General features: G+C 60.5%; 16 protein-coding genes and 1 tRNA gene. 6 read left to right on the top strand and 11 right to left on the bottom strand.

What is annotated here, in order from left to right; translation table 11 throughout:
- The first annotated feature begins 128 nt into the window (after positions 1–128).
- Positions 129–218: transfer RNA gene (locus tag L901_RS14270), tRNA-Ser, on the top strand.
- Between the two features lie 94 nt (positions 219–312).
- Here L901_RS14270 and L901_RS14265 read toward each other — a convergent pair.
- The 7 genes from L901_RS14265 to L901_RS14235 all read right to left on the bottom strand — a co-directional run bounded on the left by L901_RS14265 (position 313) and on the right by L901_RS14235 (position 7,407).
- Positions 313–1,242, bottom strand: coding sequence for a sugar phosphate isomerase/epimerase (locus L901_RS14265; RefSeq protein ID WP_059758128.1), 930 nt, complete (start codon positions 1,240–1,242; stop codon positions 313–315).
- Between the two features lie 55 nt (positions 1,243–1,297).
- Positions 1,298–2,239, bottom strand: a complete 942-nt coding sequence (locus L901_RS14260) for a sugar phosphate isomerase/epimerase (protein ID WP_059757836.1) — start codon at positions 2,237–2,239, stop codon at positions 1,298–1,300.
- Positions 2,240–2,320: 81 nt separating this feature from the next.
- Positions 2,321–3,493, bottom strand: coding sequence for a Gfo/Idh/MocA family protein (locus tag L901_RS14255; RefSeq protein WP_059757833.1), 1,173 nt, complete (start codon positions 3,491–3,493; stop codon positions 2,321–2,323).
- Between the two features lie 82 nt (positions 3,494–3,575).
- Positions 3,576–4,478 (bottom strand): sugar phosphate isomerase/epimerase family protein, encoded by a 903-nt coding sequence (locus tag L901_RS14250; RefSeq protein ID WP_059757831.1) that lies wholly within the window; start codon positions 4,476–4,478, stop codon positions 3,576–3,578.
- 23 nt (positions 4,479–4,501) lie between these two features.
- A complete protein-coding gene (locus tag L901_RS14245) occupies positions 4,502–5,323 on the bottom strand; it encodes an ATP-binding cassette domain-containing protein (protein WP_059757828.1) in 822 nt (273 codons plus the stop codon).
- A gap of 9 nt (positions 5,324–5,332) precedes the next feature.
- The gene (locus L901_RS14240; protein WP_031234566.1) at positions 5,333–6,337 is read right to left on the bottom strand and encodes an ABC transporter permease; all 1,005 of its coding nucleotides are present in this window, start codon (positions 6,335–6,337) and stop codon (positions 5,333–5,335) included.
- A 104-nt stretch (positions 6,338–6,441) separates the two neighbouring features.
- Positions 6,442–7,407 carry a substrate-binding domain-containing protein gene (locus L901_RS14235; RefSeq protein WP_059757825.1) on the bottom strand — a complete coding sequence of 322 codons (966 nt, stop codon included), beginning with the start codon at positions 7,405–7,407 and terminating at the stop codon, positions 6,442–6,444.
- A gap of 148 nt (positions 7,408–7,555) precedes the next feature.
- On the opposite strand from L901_RS14235, the gene L901_RS14230 reads away from it, so the two are divergent.
- On the top strand, positions 7,556–8,596 hold the full coding sequence (locus L901_RS14230; protein WP_059757823.1) for a LacI family DNA-binding transcriptional regulator: 1,041 nt from the start codon (positions 7,556–7,558) through the stop codon (positions 8,594–8,596).
- A gap of 9 nt (positions 8,597–8,605) precedes the next feature.
- Here the strand turns inward: L901_RS14230 and soxG are convergent, their stop codons facing one another.
- The 4 genes from soxG to L901_RS14210 all read right to left on the bottom strand — a co-directional run bounded on the left by soxG (position 8,606) and on the right by L901_RS14210 (position 13,703).
- Entirely contained in the window at positions 8,606–9,154 is a 549-nt protein-coding gene (soxG, locus tag L901_RS14225; protein WP_059757820.1) for a sarcosine oxidase subunit gamma family protein, read from the bottom strand.
- Entirely contained in the window at positions 9,147–12,107 is a 2,961-nt protein-coding gene (locus L901_RS14220) for a sarcosine oxidase subunit alpha (RefSeq protein WP_059757817.1), read from the bottom strand. The genes soxG and L901_RS14220 overlap by 8 nt, the downstream gene beginning before the upstream one ends.
- Positions 12,104–12,379, bottom strand: a complete 276-nt coding sequence (locus L901_RS14215; protein ID WP_059757814.1) for a sarcosine oxidase subunit delta — start codon at positions 12,377–12,379, stop codon at positions 12,104–12,106. Before L901_RS14215 ends, L901_RS14220 begins: the two co-directional genes overlap by 4 nt.
- Positions 12,380–12,452: 73 nt before the next feature.
- Positions 12,453–13,703, bottom strand: a complete 1,251-nt coding sequence (locus tag L901_RS14210) for a sarcosine oxidase subunit beta family protein (protein ID WP_059757811.1) — start codon at positions 13,701–13,703, stop codon at positions 12,453–12,455.
- Between the two features lie 89 nt (positions 13,704–13,792).
- Between L901_RS14210 and L901_RS14205 the strand changes: the two genes are divergently transcribed.
- From L901_RS14205 to L901_RS14190, 4 genes are all read left to right on the top strand, one after another.
- Entirely contained in the window at positions 13,793–14,767 is a 975-nt protein-coding gene (locus tag L901_RS14205) for a GlxA family transcriptional regulator (RefSeq protein WP_059757808.1), read from the top strand.
- 34 nt (positions 14,768–14,801) lie between these two features.
- Positions 14,802–15,482, top strand: coding sequence for an XRE family transcriptional regulator (locus L901_RS14200; protein WP_059757805.1), 681 nt, complete (start codon positions 14,802–14,804; stop codon positions 15,480–15,482).
- A 96-nt stretch (positions 15,483–15,578) separates the two neighbouring features.
- Entirely contained in the window at positions 15,579–16,484 is a 906-nt protein-coding gene (locus tag L901_RS14195; protein ID WP_059757802.1) for a glutamine amidotransferase family protein, read from the top strand.
- Between the two features lie 37 nt (positions 16,485–16,521).
- Complete coding sequence (locus L901_RS14190) at positions 16,522–17,208, top strand: GXGXG domain-containing protein (protein ID WP_059757800.1); 687 nt, start codon at positions 16,522–16,524, stop codon at positions 17,206–17,208.
- The last annotated feature ends 16 nt before the right edge of the window (positions 17,209–17,224 follow it).

The raw sequence follows: 17,224 nt of genomic DNA, 5'->3' as shown, positions 1-17,224 counted from the left end.
GCCAGAAGCCGATGTATTTCCCGAGCTTCACCCACGACGAATAATTTGTGACACAAACACGAAATTCCCCTTGTCAGCCCGGCCATTGATGTTTAAGAGGAGCGCGCAACGCAAGCGTTCGCGCATGCGGAGAGGTGGCAGAGTGGTCGAATGCACCGCACTCGAAATGCGGCATACCTGCAAGGGTATCGTGGGTTCGAATCCCACCCTCTCCGCCATAACTTTCATTCCGAAGCTGAGTCTGCCCGTCATTTTCACTTCGCCGCGCCGGGCCAGTCCTTGGCACGATACACTTGCCTGTCTTGTGCCCGCTTAGAACCCACACTCAGCAAGAAACGTCCTGCTGGCCGCCAGATCATCCAGAATGCCGCCGGCATTGCGCGGATCGCGCTCCTGCTCGATGGTGATATAGCCGCCATAGCCAAGTTCCGTCAGAAGGCTGCGGATGGCTGGATAGTCGATTGAGCCGCGACCGATAGGGCACATGACGCCTTTGGCGCAGGCGTCGAAGAAGCGGATGCGTTCTGCCATCACCTCCTCGAAAACCGCAGCGTCGATATCCTTGAAATGAATATAGTCGACGCGATCCCAATAGCGGCGAAGCGTGGTGACGGGGTTTATGCCGGAATAGGCCATATGGCCGGTATCAAGGCAGAGGCCTGCCAGATCGGCGGGAATGTCCTCGACGATCTGCTGCAACTCATCGGCAAATTCGATGTAGCCGCCAGCATGGGGGTGGATGGTGGTGCGCACGCCATATTTGTCACGGGCGAGCGTTGCGATTGCGCGGATGTTTTCGACCATGTCGTTCCATGCGCCCCCATCAAGGCGCGGCGCGCGGTCGGAATGGCCGGCGGCGTAGTCTCGCTCGTCATGTCCCCAGTCCATCACCGTCAGATAGGGGGCGGAAAAGCGTTGGCCGGCATGGGTTTCCGGTTTCGGCAGGCGGGTGATCAGCGCGCAGATCTCGTCGGTCTGGCGCAGCAGATTGTCGCGGTTGTCCGGTGAGACCAGATCGTCGAAGATCGTGCCGGCGACGATCTTCAGGTCGCGCTCGTTCAGCGCCTGCGAAACACGCTCGAGGTCGAGCGGCAGATAACCGTAGGGGCCGAGTTCCAAGCCGCCGAAACCGGCGGCCTTCGCCTCGTCCAGCACCTTTTCCCAATGGGGCAGATGGGGATTTTTGACATCGTCGACGCCCCAGCAGCAGGGAGCGGTGGTGATGGTGATCGGGTTGGTCATGACATCCTCGTGGCGCAATTGACGCCGGGCCGCTTTCTGCGACCCGGATCAGGTCTCAGCGGCTGATGGTGGCTTTAAGGGCGTCGATGGAGGACTGGATGCCCGCCTCGGTGGACATGGTGAAATCCTCCATTTCCAGACTGACCCAGCCATTGTAACCGGCCATGCGCACCACGGAGAAAAACTCCTTCCACCATTGCAGGTCATGGCCGGCACCCACCGCCACATAGTTCCAGCTGCGGTTGGCGACGTCAGTCACTTCTTTCAGCTCCAGCAGGCCGTTCACATCCGCCAGTCCGCGTTCGATGCGGGTGTCCTTGCCGTGGCAATGGTGGATCGCGCTGCCGAGTGCACGGGCGGACGCGATGGGATCGGCCCCCATCCACATCAGGTGCGACGGGTCGAGATTCATGCCGACCGTTGGGCCGATTTCATCGCGCAGGCGGAACAGGGTTTCCGGGTTCCAGACGAGCATGGCCGAGAAATTCTCGAGCGCATATTTTTCGACGCCCGCTTCCTTGGCGAGCTTCACAAGCCCGTGCCAGAGCGGAAAGGCGCGATCTTCCCATTGGTAACGGTCGCGCTCCGGCATCTCGTTCGGCCAGCTCTTGGTGTAGACGAGCCAATTCGGCACCGTGTCACCCGGTGCTGCTTCCGGCAGGCCGGACATGGTGACGATCTTCGTCACGCCGATTTCGCCCGCCAGCCGGACGGTGTCCTGCATCTCTTTAAGGTGGCGCCTGCCCATGTCGCCGGGATCGAGCGGATTGGCGGAGCAATTCAGCGCAGCGATTTCGAGGCCGCGGGCCTCGATTTCCTTGAGCTTGGATTTGAGCACCCCCCTGTCCGCCAGAAGTTCATCCGCGCGGAAATGCGGGCCGCTGGACCAGCCACCGCCGGTCATCTCGATGCCCTCGACACCGAGCGCGACGCATTTGTCGAGCATATCGGTGAAGGGCAGGCTTGCCATGACGTCAGTACAAATTGCGAGTTTCATCGTTCATCTTTCCGAGGAGGTATGGGGACGCGCCTGAAGAGGAGGAGGACGGGAGAGTTGTCCGGCGCGCCCCCAAGCTGGTTAAGCGAAATCGACCCAGGCGGCGCCGGCATCGGCCGAACGGACGCAATTTTCCAGCCAGCGAACGCCTTCGGTGCCGGCGGTGATGCCGGGATAATGGTGGGTCTTCAGAAAAGCCTTGTCACCGCGATTTGCCGCGTCGATTGCCTGGGCGATCCAGAGATAAATGTTCGACCAGCTATCGCCGAGACCTTCGGTATGCAGCGCGCCCATGCGGTCGATGGCGAGGCTTTCCTGTTCCAGATAGGGCATGCCGTGGTGCAGGATGCGGCCGGGCTCGCCCTGAACCTCGTAGATCAGCTGATCGGGATGGGAATCCGACCATTCGAGCGACGCCTTGGAGCCGACGAAACGGTAACGCTGCGATCCCATATTGCCGGCATTGACGGAGGAGACCCAGAGGCGGCCGCGTGCGCCATTGTCGTAATGCATCAGAACGGTGGCGTGGTCCTCCAGCGGCGCGCGCGTGGGGATGAAGGCCTTGCGGTCGCAGAGCAGGCGTTCCACCTTCATATGCGGCAGCACGACTTCCGAGAGATAATAGAGATGCGTGCCGATATCGCCCAACACGAAGGTCGGGCCGGCGGTGCGGGGATTGGTGCGCCATTTGACGGCCTCGCCCGCGCCCACATCGTCACCGGCATTGAAACCATGGGTATATTGCAGGTCGACGATACGGATGTCGCCCAGCATTCCCTTTTTGACCATGGCTGCCATCTGGTGGACGAGCGGATGCCCGGTAAAGCCATAGGTGACGCCGACGATAAGGCCCTTCCGTTCAGCCAGCCGCGCCACCTCATCGCATTCGGCCACGGTGAAGAATAGCGGCTTTTCGCAGATGACATGCAGCCCGGCCTCAAGGCAGGCTTTGGTGATCTCGTAATGGGTGAAATTGGGGGTGGCGATGGAGACGACGTCCACACCGTCTTCCCGCGCCGTCTCGCCGGCAATCAGCGCCCTGTAATCCGCATAGCAGCGTTCCGCCGCCACGCCGAGATTGACGCCGAAGTCTTTGCCCCTTTCGGCATCGAGGTCGAAGGCGCCCGCAACGAGTTGGTAGTTGCCGTCGCGCAGGGCGCCGGTGCGGTGCTTGTAACCCACCTGTCCCGTGCGTCCGCCGCCCACCATGGCCCAGCGCAGCGGGCGCGAAATCAGTCTTTCTCCGTTGATCATGTCAGTCGTCTTTCCATTTGATGTTGCGAATGGCCGCGGCGGGAGTCGGGGTCTGCCTCGGGCTCAGCGCCGGTTTGCCGCGTCATTTCTTGAAATAGAGGTCGATATAGTCCTGCATCTTGGTGCGCATGAACCGGCTCGATTCATCGGCCCTGTCCTCCCAGGCGAAGACGCAGGAGGTCATGATGCCGTCAAAGCCGATTTCGGAAAGCGTGCCGAAGAAATCGTCCCACGGCACTTCGCCCTGACCGATATTCAGGTGCTGGTGCACCCGCGCCTGTGTGCCCGGCGGATTGAGGATATAACGAAGCCCGGAACTGGCCTTGTGGTTGAAGGTATCGCCCACATGCACATGGGCGAGCACATCCTTGGCTTCGCGCAGCATCGCCTTGGTGTCGTCGCCGAAATAGAAGGTATGCGGTGCGCAATAGAGGAATTTGACGTTCTTCGAATTGACGGTGCGGATGATGTCCAGCGCCGGTTGCAGCGTTTCGCACCAGTCTTCCGGATGCGGCTCGACATGCAGGTTGATGTTTTCGCGCTCGAAGATCGGCACCAGTTCTTCCATCGAACGCCACCAGGCATCCTCGCAGGCCTCGATCATCGAGCCGGTATGGCAGCAGTAGCAGGAACCCTTGTCGGGATGCGGTCCGCGGCCGAATTCGGAGTTCATCGTATCGACCTCGAGTTCGATGGCGATCTCGATGGCGCGTTTCCAGTGTTTTACCGCCGCCTGCCGTTCGGTCTCGTCATTGGAGGCCCAGCGATACATGGGCAGCAGCGAGGCGATGCCGACATCGGCGTCCTTCAGCGCCTTCTTGAAAGACCTGATCCGCTCGGGAAAGACGCGCGGCGCCTTGAACCATTCGAGGAAATCGGCGCGCGGGCTGAGTTCGATCCAGTCGTAGCCGAGTTCCTTCACCTTGGCGGGCAACTCATCGAGGCCGGTGAAACGGTGCATGTGGGGGTCTAGGGCGATTTTCATCGGTCTTGATCCTTCTATATGTCTTAACTGGATGGCGGCTGCGGCGGATGGCCGTCATGGCTGGCCATGTAATTTTCCACCTCGGCACCGAGATCGGCGAGCGCCTCGCCGCCAGCCATCAGATCGGTGATTTCCTCGCGGGATTTTTCGCCCTTGCGGAAATTGGCGGCGACTGCGCCACGGATCAGTACGGCGAAATGGTCGCCGACGGCGATGGCATGGGTCACCTGATGGGTGATGAAGATCACCGCAATGCCGCGCTTGCGCGCTTCCAGCACGATGCGCAGAACGTGGGACGCCTGTTTCACACCCAGCGCCGCCGTCGGTTCATCGAGGATCAGAACGCGTGCGCCAAAATGCACCGCGCGGGCGATGGCGAGCGATTGCCGTTCGCCGCCGGAAAGGCCGCCGATCAGGCGGTCGCCGTCATCGATGCGGGTGATGCCGAATTCCTGCACTGCCTTGACGGCGATTTCGTTGGCTTTTTTGCGGTCGTAGATCCGGAAGGGCCAGAAGCCTTTGGTGGGTTCCGCACCGATGAAGAAGGAGCGGCCGATGCTCATAAGGGGAAAGGTTCCGCCGAACTGGTGCACGGTGGAAATGCCCATGCGCTGCGCATCGCGCGGCCCGTCGAAATTGACCGGCTGTCCATCCATCAGCACTTCGCCGGAACTCGGCTGGTAGACGCCGGCCAGCGTCTTGATCAGCGTGGATTTGCCCGCGCCATTGTCTCCCAGCAGGCAGAGCACCTCGCCTGCCCGTACCTTCAGCGAGATATCGTGCAGAACATCGATCGGGCCGAAGGATTTGTTGACGTTTTTAAGTTCGAGAATGGGTGTCGACATCGTCTTGCCTCACTTCTTCTTCGGCGAATAGGTGAGCGCCATGACACGGAAAGTGTTGTTCATCAGCACGGCCAGGAGCAGCATGACGCCGATGATGAGGCTCGACCAGTTGCGGTCAAAGGCGGTGAAATAAATGCCCTGATTGACGATGGCGAAGGTGATGGTGCCGAGAAAAATACCGATCACCGAACCGAAGCCGCCGGTCAGCAACACCCCGCCCACGACGACCGCGATGATGGAGTTGAAGATGAAGGTCATGCCGGCCGAAACCTGGGCGACATTGAACAGGATCGCCTGACAGACCCCGACGAAGGAGGCGCTGACGGAGGAAAGGACGAAAAGCGTCACCGTCAGCTTGTCGGTGGGAATGCCGGCATTGCGGGCACTCACCCGGTCACCGCCCATGGCGAAAATCCAGTTTCCGAAGGGCGAATAATGGACATAGAAGATATAGATCGCCGTCAGCAGTAGCCACCAGACGATGCTGACCTGAAAACTGCCGCCGATGAATTGTCCGAACAGGAATTTGGCGACGGGGCCGGATTGGGCAGGGCTCAGCGCCACGCTGGTCGTGCCGGTCAAGAGCACGGAAAAGCCGAGGATCAGACCCTGCACCGCAAACAGCGTGCCGAGCGTGACGATCAGTGAGGGCACCACGGTCCGTATCACCAGAAAGCCGTTGATAAGCCCGACAAGCAACCCAAGGCAAAGCGCGCCGACAATGCCGAGCCAGATCGGCATGCCGTAATAACCGGAGATAATGGCGACCGTCAGCGCGCCGGCCGGGATCATCGCGCCGATGGAAATATCGAGCTCTCCGGAAATCATCAGCAGCCCGACGGGAATGGCGACGATGCCGAGATTGGCGGCGACATTCAGCCAGCTTGCGGCGCCGGCGGGTTTCAGGAAATCGATGCTGCCGAAGATGACGAAGAAGGCAAGAACGAAAACAAGGCCGAGAAAGGCGCCTGATTCCGGGCGGCGCAGAAGGTCGCCCAAAGAGAGATTTTTCACGTCGTTCACTCCAATATTGGCCTAAGTGCCGGGGGGATATCCTCTGCCCGTCAAACCCCGACCCCCGGTTTTTCCGGGGATCGGAGGCGGGTACGGATAACCGCTCAGCGCGCTCCCTTGGCGACGCCGGCAAGCGTGGTCTGGATGTTGGATTTGTCGACGATGTTCGGTCCCGTCAGCAGCGGGGCGGTCGGCAGATCGGTTCCGAAATCGATGGCCGAGGCCAGAAGCGTTACCGCCAGCAATGATTGCAGGTAGGGCTGCTGGTCGATTGCGAAACCCTGTGTCCCGTCCTTGATCCGATCGAGGCCGGACTGGTTGAGATCGAAAGTGCCAAGCAGGGCGGTTTCGGTCTTGCTCGCCTGCATGATGCCGATGGTGGCGGAATCCGCATCGCCCGCCGAAATGGTCAGGACGCCGTCGATCTTGCTGTCCTGTAGCAATGTCGCCTTGATCGCCTCGGCGACGGCGGTGGCGTCACCGAAACTGGTGGCGGGAAGCGGCAGTTGCTTGCCGGCGCCGCCGGCCTTGGTAATGCCGTCGATGACGCCCTTGCAGCGCGCCTCCTGATTGGCGGCGCCCGGAACGGTATTGACGCAGATGACGTTCTTTTTGCCCTGTTTCGCGAAATATTCGCCGCCGGCGACGCCGGCAATATATTCGTCGGAGCCGACATAATTGATCGCGCCGAGTTCTTTGGCCTTTTCGTGCCCACCGGCATTCATGAGAATGACCTTGATACCGGCATTGATGGCTTCCCGGATCGCCGGATCCTCGCCTTCCGGAACCCAGTTCGGAATGACGAGACCATCGACCTTCTGGCTGATGGCGGTCTGGATCAGCTGCACCACATCGGGCGCGAAATTGTCATAGGTCTGCAAACGCAGGTAATTGACTTTGCCGCCATTCGCCTCGACCACGAGGCGTGCGTCGTCGACACCCTTTTTGATGAGGTTCCAGAACGCATCGTCGTTCTTGCCGCCGACAACCGCGATATTGGCCGCGAACGCGCCGGATGCCATCACGAGCGACACAGCGCCCGTTGCGAGAAATTTCCTGAAAAATGCCATTGCTTCCTCCCTGCCCATTCTCCCGACGGGCCCTAATGACAGGGTGATTTATATCTTTCATTTTCATGGGAATGGAATTTATATTTCATTTAATGTTGCATTTAATATCATTTAATGTCATTCATGGATGATATGATTGTGAGGCGTCATGAACCGACCGACCATTACCGATCTTGCGAAAGCCGCCGGTGTCAGCATCTCCACGGTAAACCGGCTGCTGCACGGTTCGACTTCCGTGCGCCAGGATACGATCGACCAGATACTCAAGGCGGCGGAGGAAATCGGTTTTTATGGTCTCGGCACCATCAAGGACCGTCGCCGCGAGGCCATGCCCCATCACCGGCTCGGCTTTCTGTTGCAGCAATCCCACCGGCCGCTCTACCGGCTTTGGGCGGAAGGGATCGTCGCCGCCGCACGCCAGCGGCCGGATAGCATCATCGAGCCGGATGTCGTTTTCGAGGACGATCTTTCACCGGAGGCCGTGTCCGCCAATCTCTTGAAGATGGGACAATCCTGCGGCGCAATCGCGGTGGTGACGGCCGATCATCCGCTCGTCAGCCAGGCGATCGACGAGCTGCGGGGCAAGGGCGTTCCCGTGGTGACTTACGTATCCGATCTATCGGCGGCAAGCCGCGCGGGCTTTGTCGGCACCGACAGCTGGAAACGTGGCCGCACGGCGGCGTGGTTCCTCAGCCAGACGGTAAAGGGCGAGGGCGTGGTCGCGCCGCTGATCGGCAGCAATCGGTATCAGTGCCAGGATGTTTCGGACGCCAGCTTCCGCTCCTATATGCGCGAGAACACACCTGAACTTCAGGTCGCGGAAACGCTGCTGACCCACGAGGAGCCGGAAAATGCCTATGTCATCGTGCGGGATATGATTGTTGCCGAACCGGGGCTCAGGGGGATTTATGTCAATGGCGGCGGCATATCGGGTGTTCTGCGCGCACTCAGGGAACTGCCTGCCGAGCGGCAGCGCGACATAAAAATCATCTGTAACGATATCGGACCCGAAACACGAAAAGGCCTCAACGAAGGACTGATCACCGCCTCGCTGCCGCTTCCCCTTGACAGGATGCCGCAGCAATTGATCGACGTGATGTTACGGCGCATCGAGAACGGAGATTCGTCTTCCGTTGAACAGCGGATCGTGCCCTTCGAAATCCTGACGCCCGAAAGCATCTGGACCTGAGCGGCACGATCACTGGAATTCGAGGCTCATCCGGGCAAGATCGTCCCACAGGCTTTCGGCAAAACCGCGCAGCACGATGACTTCGAAGACCTGTCCATCAAGCCGGGTGAGGTGGGCTGCTATGTGGCCGATCAGCGTCGCGGCGGAATGTCCCACCGGGAAGGCTGCTAGAGACAGGTCGACCGCCGTGCCTTTGGCCAGAACCCGCTCGGCCATCTTGCCTTCGATGCGGATGCGAACGCGTCCCTGGCTCTGGTCGACACCCATTGCCTGAGGTTCGAGCGACCCAAAAAGCGCCTTCATATCGGCATGAGACAGAGGGTGTTCACCGACGATGAACCATTGGCCCGGTGAGACCGCGCGTATATCGCCTTTGGCAAGGTCGCGAAGGCGGGCTTCCAGATCCGTTGCGTCGGGTGCGGCCAGAACGTGGATGATCGTGCCTTCCGGCAGCGGAGAGAGCTTGATGGCGGTGGAGGCAATCGCTCGCTTCGCGCCCAGCACCGGGCGGAGCGTCGGCCGGAAGCCGGATTTGAAGTCAGACTTGAAATCAGACATGGAGTTTCTCGTTTTGAGGATCGACAAAAACCGGGTTGCAAAGGCGGGCTTGGGTAAATTCGTTGCGCAGGCCATTCCAGACCGTGATTTCCTCGCCATGCCGCGCAGGGCCATTCTTGACGAGGGCGAGACCGATGGTCGAACCTAAATGCGGTGAGAAGGCGCTGGAGGTCACATAACCCTGATCGTTCTCCAGCGTTGCCGCGGCATCCTTCGCAAGAATATGCGAGCCGGTGCGGAAGGACTGTTTTGGATCAAGCGGCACGAGGCCGACGAGGCTCGGACGGTCGGCGTCGGAAAGCCCCTCGCGCTCCAGCATCCGTCGGCCGATGAAATCGGCCTTCGCGGTGGAGACCATTTTGCCGAAGCCGAGATCGGCGGGCACCACCGTGCCGTTGATTTCATTGTGGGTGACATGTCCCTTTTCAATGCGCAGCACGCCAAGCGCTTCGACGCCATAGGGCATGATATTCTCTGGCTTGCCGGCTTCCATCAGGGCATCGGCGACGCTCTCGCCGTAGCCGGCCGGGACGGCAAGCTCGTAGGCCAGTTCGCCGGAGAAGGAAATCCGGAACAGGCGTCCATGCAACTGCCCGCCAAACAGGGAGACTTCCCGGGCTGCGAGGAAGGGAAAGGCCTCGTCGGAAATATCTTCATCGACGATCCTCTGGAGAATGGTGCGCGCCTTCGGTCCGGCAATCGCCATCTGCGCCCATTGATCGGTGACGGAGGCAAGCCGCACGTCGAGATCAGGCCAGAGCGCCTGCGCGCAGAATTCAAGATGGTTCATGACGCCCGCCGCATAGGCGGTGGTGGTCGTCATGAAGAAGCGGTTTTCCTCCAGCCTGCTGGTGGTGCCGTCGTCATAGATCATGCCATCCTCACGCAGCATCAGACCATAACGCGCCTTGCCGACCGGCAGTTTGAGGAAAGCGTTGCAATAAACCCGGTTCAGGAATTCGGCGGCGTCCTTGCCACAGATTTCGATCTTGCCAAGCATCGACACATCGCAGAGCCCGGCATTCTTGCGCACATTCAGAACCTCACGGTCGACGCTTTCCCGCCAGCCGCTTTCGCCTTCGCACGGAAACCAGGAAGAGCGATACCAGAGACCGGTTTCGACGAAGACGGCTCCGTTTTTCTCGGCCCAGCCATGCAGCGGCGATTTGCGCACCGGCTGGAAATGCTGGCCATGATAGGCTCCGGTCAGTGCGCCGAAGGAGACGGGCGTATAAAACGGCCGGAACGTCGTGGTGCCGACATCCGCCGGGGAGATACCGCGCGCTTCGGCCAGCAGCCCGATGGCGTTGACATTCGAAAGCTTGCCCTGATCCGTCGCCATGCCGTTGGTGGTGTAGCGTTTGGCCAGTTCGACATGGCCATAACCTTCACGGATGGCGAGGCCGAGATCCTGGCGGTGAACGTCGTTCTGGTAATCGACAAAGGCTTTCGCCTTGATGCCAGGGATGGACCAGAGCGGCTTTGCAGGCGGGGCCACGATATCGTTTTCCACCGTGCCGAATGTCGGTGCAGCTGATGCAAAGCCGAGCTGTTGTGCCAGCGCTGCGCCCTTCCGCGCGCCATCCTCAAGGCAGGCGGCGATACCGTTTATTGCGGAAACCGCGCCGGCGAGTTCCAGCCCCTTGAGATTGCCGGGCGCCAGAAAAGCGGCATCGTCTTCCGACCAGACCGGCTTGCCGCCGCGATGGCAGGCGAGATGGATGATGGGGCTGAAGCCGCCCGACATGGCCAGCGCATCGACATTCAGGCTCTCCGCACGGCCATTCGCAAAAACCTCGATGGCGGAAAGCGCCTTGCCGCCCTTGGCATTCGAGACGACGCCACCCTTGATGACGCGCGCCTTGCCTTCGTAGGCCGGATTGCCCTGCTCACGGCTGTCGATGATGGCAGCCAGAGCGACACCCTGCGCCTCCAGATCGCGGGCAAGGGCATAACCGCTGTCATTGGTGGTGAAAATTGCCGTCGCCGTGCCGGGGCTGACGGCATAGTGGTTGAGATAGCTGCGCATGGCGCCGGCCATCATCACGCCGGGAACATCGTTGCCACCGAAGACCAGCGGCCGTTCTTCCGCGCCGGTTGCAAGCAGCGCCCGCTTGGCGACGATGCGCCACAGGCGCTCCACGGGCACATGGGCTTTCGGATCGGGATGTTTCTGCACCCGCTCCACCGCGCCGAAAACATTGCCGTCATACCAGCCGAAAGCCGTGGTCCGCGTCAGCACCGTCACATTCGGCAGGGTTTCGAGCTCGGCAACGCATTGTGCCGCGAAATCCGGAGCGCTCTTGCCGCCGATGGTGGCGGTTTCGGAAAGAAGCCCGCCGCCTGCGAGGGAATGTTCATCGAGAATGATGACGCGCGCGCCGGCGCGTCCTGCGGCAAGCGCCGCTGCCAGACCTGCCCCGCCGGAGCCGATCACCAGCAGGTCGCAATGCGCCCAGCATTTGTCATAGGCATCCGGGTCCGCCTCGTAGCTCGCCTTGCCGAGACCGGCGGCTTTGCGGATGAAGGGCTCGTAGACCTTTTCCCAGAAGGCGGCAGGCCACATGAAAGTCTTGTAGTAGAATCCCGCACCGAGGAAGGGAGACAGAAGGCCGGTCAAGGCGCCGATATCGAAATCGAGAGAGGGCCAGCGGTTCTGGCTGTTGGCTTCCAGCCCGGCATAAAGCTCCTGCATGGTGGCGCGGGTGTTCGGCTCCGTGCGCCCGCCGCGGCCGATGGTCATCAGCGCATTCGGCTCGGCTGCACCCGCCGTCAATATGCCGCGCGGGCGGTGGTATTTGAAACTGCGGCCGACGAGTTTCTGGCCGTTGGCGAGCAGGGCGGAGGCGAGGCTGTCGCCCTCAAAGCCCGACATCGGCTTGCCGTCGAAGGTGAAGGAAAGCGGTTTGGAACGGTCGATCAGACCGCCGGTCTTCAGGCGGTTGGCGCTCATGCGTTTGTCACTTTCGTCTTGTCGGCGGCGTCGCGGCAGGCGGATATCTCATGGGTGGCGGTATCGCGGGCGACGACCAGCCAGCGGCGGCAGCCGGATGTGTGGTGCCAATATTCTTCATACGCCCCGCGGGGATTGTCGCGCAGATAGACATAATCGAACCATTCCTCCGTGCCGGCATCGGTGGCGGGCCTTTGAAGGACCGCGCCCTTGATGGTGAATTCTTCCCTGGGTCTTGGCCCGCAATGCGGGCAGGGCACGAGACTTGCCATTTCAGATGTCCTTGATCCGCCAGATAGCGGGATGGCGAAAACTGTGAGCGGTTTTCGCCATCCCGCTATAAATTTAGTGTAGGTTGGGCTGGGCGCCCTGGCCCTTTTCATCGATGAGATAACCGCGCCGGAAGCGGTCCAGCCGGAAGGCCGTTGCCGTTTCCTGCGGTGCGCCGCGCGCCAGAAGATGGGCGAAGCAGAAACCGGAAGCGGGCGTCGCCTTGAAGCCGCCATAACACCAGCCGGCATTCAGGTAGAGATTGTCGATCGGGGTCTGGTCGATGATCGGCGAACCATCCATCGACATATCCATGATGCCGCCCCAGGAGCGTAGCACCCGGACGCGCGAGAGCGCCGGTATCATCGCCTTGCCTGCCTCCGCGACATGTTCGACCGTCGCCAGATTGCCGCGCTGGGCATAGGAGTTGTAGCCGTCTATATCGCCGCCGAAGACGAGGCCGCCCTTGTCCGATTGCGAAACGTAAAAATGGCCGGCCCCAAAGGTGACGACGCCATCGATGAAGGGTTTCAGACCCTCCGATACGAAAGCCTGCAGCACATGGCTTTCGATCGGCAGTTTCAGCCCGGCCATGGCGGCCACCTGCGAGGAATTGCCGGCTGCCGCGAGCGCCAGCTTGCCGCAGCCGATGAAGCCCTTGGCGGTCTCCACACCCACGACCCTGCCGTTTTCGCGGTGAATGCCGGTTACCTCGCAGCCCTGAATGATATCGACGCCGCGGCTGTCTGCGGCACGCGCATAACCCCAGGCGACGGCATCGTGACGCACGGTACCGCCGCGTCTTTGCAGCAGGCCGCCCTGCACCGGAAAGCGGGCATTTTCGAAATCGAGAAACGGCAGCATCGCCTTGACTGCGGCGCGGTCCAGTAATTCGGCATCCACGCCGTACAGTCGCATGGCATTGCCGCGCCTTGTATAGGCGTCGCGCTGGGCATCCGAATGATAGAGGTTCAGCACGCCGCGCTGGGAAACCATGGCGTTGAAGTTGAAATCCTGCTCCAGCCCTTCCCACAGCTTCATCGAAAGCTCGTAGAAGGGATTGTTACCCGGCAGCAGATAATTGGAGCGAATGATCGTGGTGTTACGGCCGACATTACCGGAGCCGATGTAGTTTTTTTCCAGCACCGCGACATTGGTGACGCCGAATTCTTTCGCAAGATAATAGGCCGTCGCCAGCCCATGTCCGCCGCCGCCAACGATGATGACGTCATAATGCGGTTTCGGAGACACCTCCCGCCAGGCGGGTTTCCACGCCTTGTTGCCGAAAAGGCCGTTCTTGAAAATGGAAAAGGCGGAATAGCGCATCTGCGTACCTCGAACGATATCGCGCAAGCTTACTGGCGTCGTTCGAAAGGGAATTGCAAATAAAGGACATAATGATTTAAAAAAGAGACATGAGGATCATTGAGCAGAAGAATGTCCAGCGCATTGGTTTCATCTTGGTTCCGAATTTCGCGCTGATGTCTTACGCCTCGGCGGCGGAGCCATTGCGCGCCGCCAATCTGATCGCCGGAACCGATCTTTACGATGTGGTTCCGCTGTCTTTCGATGGTGAGGCCGTCAGAAGTTCTTCCGGCATCATTGTCGGCTGCGAGGCACTCGCCACCGCAGGCGAAAGATGCCACACGATCTTCGTCTGCGCAGGGGGCGGGCCGCAGGACTGGACCGTTGCGGAAAATTCTTACGGGACGTTAAGGCGGCTGGCGCGGCAGGGTGTCCGGATCGGGGGCATTTCCAGCGGCGCTTATGTGCTGGCGGCGGCGGGATTGCTGGAAAACCGCAATTTCACCATTCACTGGGAGCATGCGTCGGTGCTGAAAGAGGCCTTCGGCCATCTCACGCCCCGGCAGGCGCGGTTCGTTTTCGACGGGGACCGCATCACCTGCGCCGGCGGCGTCGCGCCGCTCGACATGATGCATGCGATGATTTCGCAAAGAATGGGCGCTCATTTCGCACGGCGTGTCAGCGACTGGTATCTGCACACGGCTGTGGCCGAACCCGGCGCGCCGCAAAGGGGTTCCGCCGCCGAGCGTCATGGCACCAACCATCCGGCCCTACTGACCGTGCTGGAAAAAATGGAAACGACCATTGAAAGCCCGCTCGACCGGCAGACCATGGCGAAACTGGCGGGAACCAGCGCGCGTCACCTCGACCGGCTTTTCGCAACCCATCTGAAAACGACATTTCTGGAAACATACCGCGCGATCCGCCTCGATCACGCCCGGCGGCTGCTGGAGCAAAGCCCGCTCTCCATTGCCGAAGTGGCCTTCGCCACCGGCTTCTCGAGCGCCGGGCATTTTTCCGGAAGCTTCAAGGCCCGGTTCGGCCATACCCCAAATACACTGCGGCAAAGATTTCCTCCGAATTAAAATAGTTTTCCTGTAAGGAAGGGAAAACACGATAATGCCGGAGGACGCCATGGCGAAGGATACCACAAAGACCGAAACTGCGCAGTTCCTGTCGCAGGATCCCCATGCCATCCGCGAGCCAAGGGTCAATAATCTGGAAATGGCGATTGGCCATGAGGTGCGCGCCTATCGCAAGAAACTCGGCATCACGGTCACCGATCTTGCATCGGCCACCGGCGTTTCCGTGGGCATGCTCTCCAAGATCGAAAACGGCAATATCTCGCCGTCGCTCACCACGCTGCAGACGCTTTCAAAGGCGCTGGGCGTGCCGATCACGGCCTTCTTTCGCGGTTTCGAGGAACCGCGCAGCGCCACCTTCGTCAAGGCGGGCCAGGGCGTGAATATCGAGCGCAGGGGCACGCGCGCCGGTCATCAATACAGCCTGCTCGGCCATATCGACAACAATACCAGCGGCGTCACCGTCGAGCCCTATCTCATCACGCTAACCAAGGATTCGGACGTGTTCCCGACCTTCCAGCATGAGGGAATGGAGTTTCTCTACATGCTGGAAGGCGAGGTGGTTTACCGCCACGGCGAGCAGCTTTTCACCATGCAGTCTGGCGACAGCCTGTTTTTCGACGCCGATGCGCCGCACGGGCCGGAGGAATTGGTGAAGCTTCCCGCCCGTTATCTGTCGATCATTTCCTATCCGCAAAGGCGGCTGAGCAACGATTGATAATTTGCCTTAGAAGAAAAAAATATTCCTGATAGTTGACGGAATGGAATTCCATATGTTAGCCCTTCATTCAGAAACGAATGGAGGTGCCTGTCGATGTGCGGCATTGTTGGACTATTCCTGAAAGACAAAAGCCTTGAACCGCAGCTGGGTCAGCTGCTTTCGGACATGCTCGTCACCATGACCGATCGCGGCCCGGATTCGGCCGGCATCGCGATCTACGGAAGCGCTGCCAATGGCCGCGCGAAAGTGACGATCCAGTCGGGCGATCCGGCCGCCGATTTTTCCGGCCTCGCCGAAGCGCTGAAGGAAAGCGGCGTCGATGCCGCGGTCACGGTGAAAAGCACTCATGCTGTTCTCGATATTCCCGCCGAGAAGCTGGATGGCATCCGCGCGGTTCTTTCCGCAATCCGCCCGAATGTGCGCGTGATGGGTTCCGGCGACAGCGTCGAAATCTATAAGGAAACCGGTCTTCCGAAGGATGTCGTCACCCGTTTTGACGTGCGCTCCATGGCCGGCACGCATGGCATCGGCCACACCCGCATGGCGACGGAATCGGCGGTGACGACGCTTGGCGCGCATCCCTTCTCCACCGGCGCAGACCAGTGCCTGGTGCATAATGGCTCGCTTTCCAACCACAATAATCTGCGCCGCGAACTGGTGCGTGAAGGCATGGTCTTCGAGACCCAGAACGACTCGGAAGTCGCCGCCGCCTATCTCACGGCGGAAATGGCCAAGGGCAAGGATCTGGGCGAGGCGCTGAACGGCGCGCTCGACGATCTCGATGGTTTCTTCACTTTCGTCGTCGGCACCAAATCCGGTTTCGGCGTGGTGCGTGATCCCATCGCCTGCAAGCCTGCTGTCATGGCCGAGACCGACCAATATGTCGCTTTCGGCTCTGAGTATCGCGCGCTGGTCAATCTGCCCGGCATTGAAAATGCCCGCGTCTGGGAGCCGGAGCCGGCGACCGTCTATTTCTGGGACCATGAAAAGGCCGCCTGAGACCCGTCATCGGCGCCTGTTTTGAAAGTCATAATCCATGCCAGTTTTCGATCTCTCCCACACGCCGCTGCGTGAACTCAACAAGGCGCTCCACGGTCTTTCCTCGGGCGCGAACGACACCGAATTCGAGGTCGTCAATCCGCGCGGCCACCATGCCGTGGCGGTCGGTATCGACAGCCCCGTCACCGTCGATGTGCACGGTTCGGTCGGTTATTATTGCGCCGGCATGAATGATGGCGGCAATGTCACCGTGCACGGCTCGGCCGGGCCGGGTGTCGCTGAGAACATGATGTCCGGCACCGTCGTCATCGAGGGGGACGCCTCGCAATATGCCGGCGCCACAGGCCGCGGCGGGCTTCTGGTCATCAAGGGCAATGCCGCCTCCCGCTGCGGCATTTCCATGAAGGGCATCGATATCGTCGTGAAGGGCAATATCGGCCACATGTCGGCCTTCATGGGCCAGTCCGGCCATCTCGTCGTCTGCGGCGATGCGGGCGATGCGCTTGGCGATTCCCTTTATGAGGCGAAGCTTTTTGTGCGCGGTTCGGTGAAGAGCCTGGGTGCCGATTGCATCGAGAAGGAGATGCGGCCCGAACATCTCGAAAAGCTCGCCGAACTTCTCGACAAGGCCGGCGTCACGGATGTCAGCCCTGACGAGTTCAAGCGCTACGGCTCGGCCCGCACGCTCTACAATTTCAACATCGACAACGCCGACGCGTATTGAGGCGAGGGATATTCCG

It is taken from the genome of Agrobacterium sp. D14, from assembly GCF_001526505.1.
Classification (GTDB): Bacteria; Pseudomonadota; Alphaproteobacteria; order Rhizobiales; family Rhizobiaceae; genus Agrobacterium; species Agrobacterium leguminum.
This window is presented reverse-complemented; position numbering and strand designations above follow the sequence as displayed.

Bases quoted from the DNA above. Each gene is read 5' to 3' on its own strand.
- L901_RS14265 (WP_059758128.1), bottom strand. From the start codon at position 1,242: ATGACCAACCCGATCACCATCACCACCGCTCCCTGCTGCTGGGGCGTC.
- L901_RS14260 (WP_059757836.1), bottom strand. From the start codon at position 2,239: ATGAAACTCGCAATTTGTACTGACGTCATGGCAAGCCTGCCCTTCACC.
- L901_RS14255 (WP_059757833.1), bottom strand. From the start codon at position 3,493: ATGATCAACGGAGAAAGACTGATTTCGCGCCCGCTGCGCTGGGCCATG.
- L901_RS14250 (WP_059757831.1), bottom strand. From the start codon at position 4,478: ATGAAAATCGCCCTAGACCCCCACATGCACCGTTTCACCGGCCTCGAT.
- L901_RS14245 (WP_059757828.1), bottom strand. From the start codon at position 5,323: ATGTCGACACCCATTCTCGAACTTAAAAACGTCAACAAATCCTTCGGC.
- L901_RS14235 (WP_059757825.1), bottom strand. From the start codon at position 7,407: ATGGCATTTTTCAGGAAATTTCTCGCAACGGGCGCTGTGTCGCTCGTG.
- L901_RS14230 (WP_059757823.1), top strand. From the start codon at position 7,556: ATGAACCGACCGACCATTACCGATCTTGCGAAAGCCGCCGGTGTCAGC.
- soxG (WP_059757820.1), bottom strand. From the start codon at position 9,154: ATGTCTGATTTCAAGTCTGACTTCAAATCCGGCTTCCGGCCGACGCTC.
- L901_RS14220 (WP_059757817.1), bottom strand. From the start codon at position 12,107: ATGAGCGCCAACCGCCTGAAGACCGGCGGTCTGATCGACCGTTCCAAA.
- L901_RS14215 (WP_059757814.1), bottom strand. From the start codon at position 12,379: ATGGCAAGTCTCGTGCCCTGCCCGCATTGCGGGCCAAGACCCAGGGAA.
- L901_RS14210 (WP_059757811.1), bottom strand. From the start codon at position 13,703: ATGCGCTATTCCGCCTTTTCCATTTTCAAGAACGGCCTTTTCGGCAAC.
- L901_RS14205 (WP_059757808.1), top strand. From the start codon at position 13,793: ATGAGGATCATTGAGCAGAAGAATGTCCAGCGCATTGGTTTCATCTTG.
- L901_RS14200 (WP_059757805.1), top strand. From the start codon at position 14,802: ATGCCGGAGGACGCCATGGCGAAGGATACCACAAAGACCGAAACTGCG.
- L901_RS14195 (WP_059757802.1), top strand. From the start codon at position 15,579: ATGTGCGGCATTGTTGGACTATTCCTGAAAGACAAAAGCCTTGAACCG.
- L901_RS14190 (WP_059757800.1), top strand. From the start codon at position 16,522: ATGCCAGTTTTCGATCTCTCCCACACGCCGCTGCGTGAACTCAACAAG.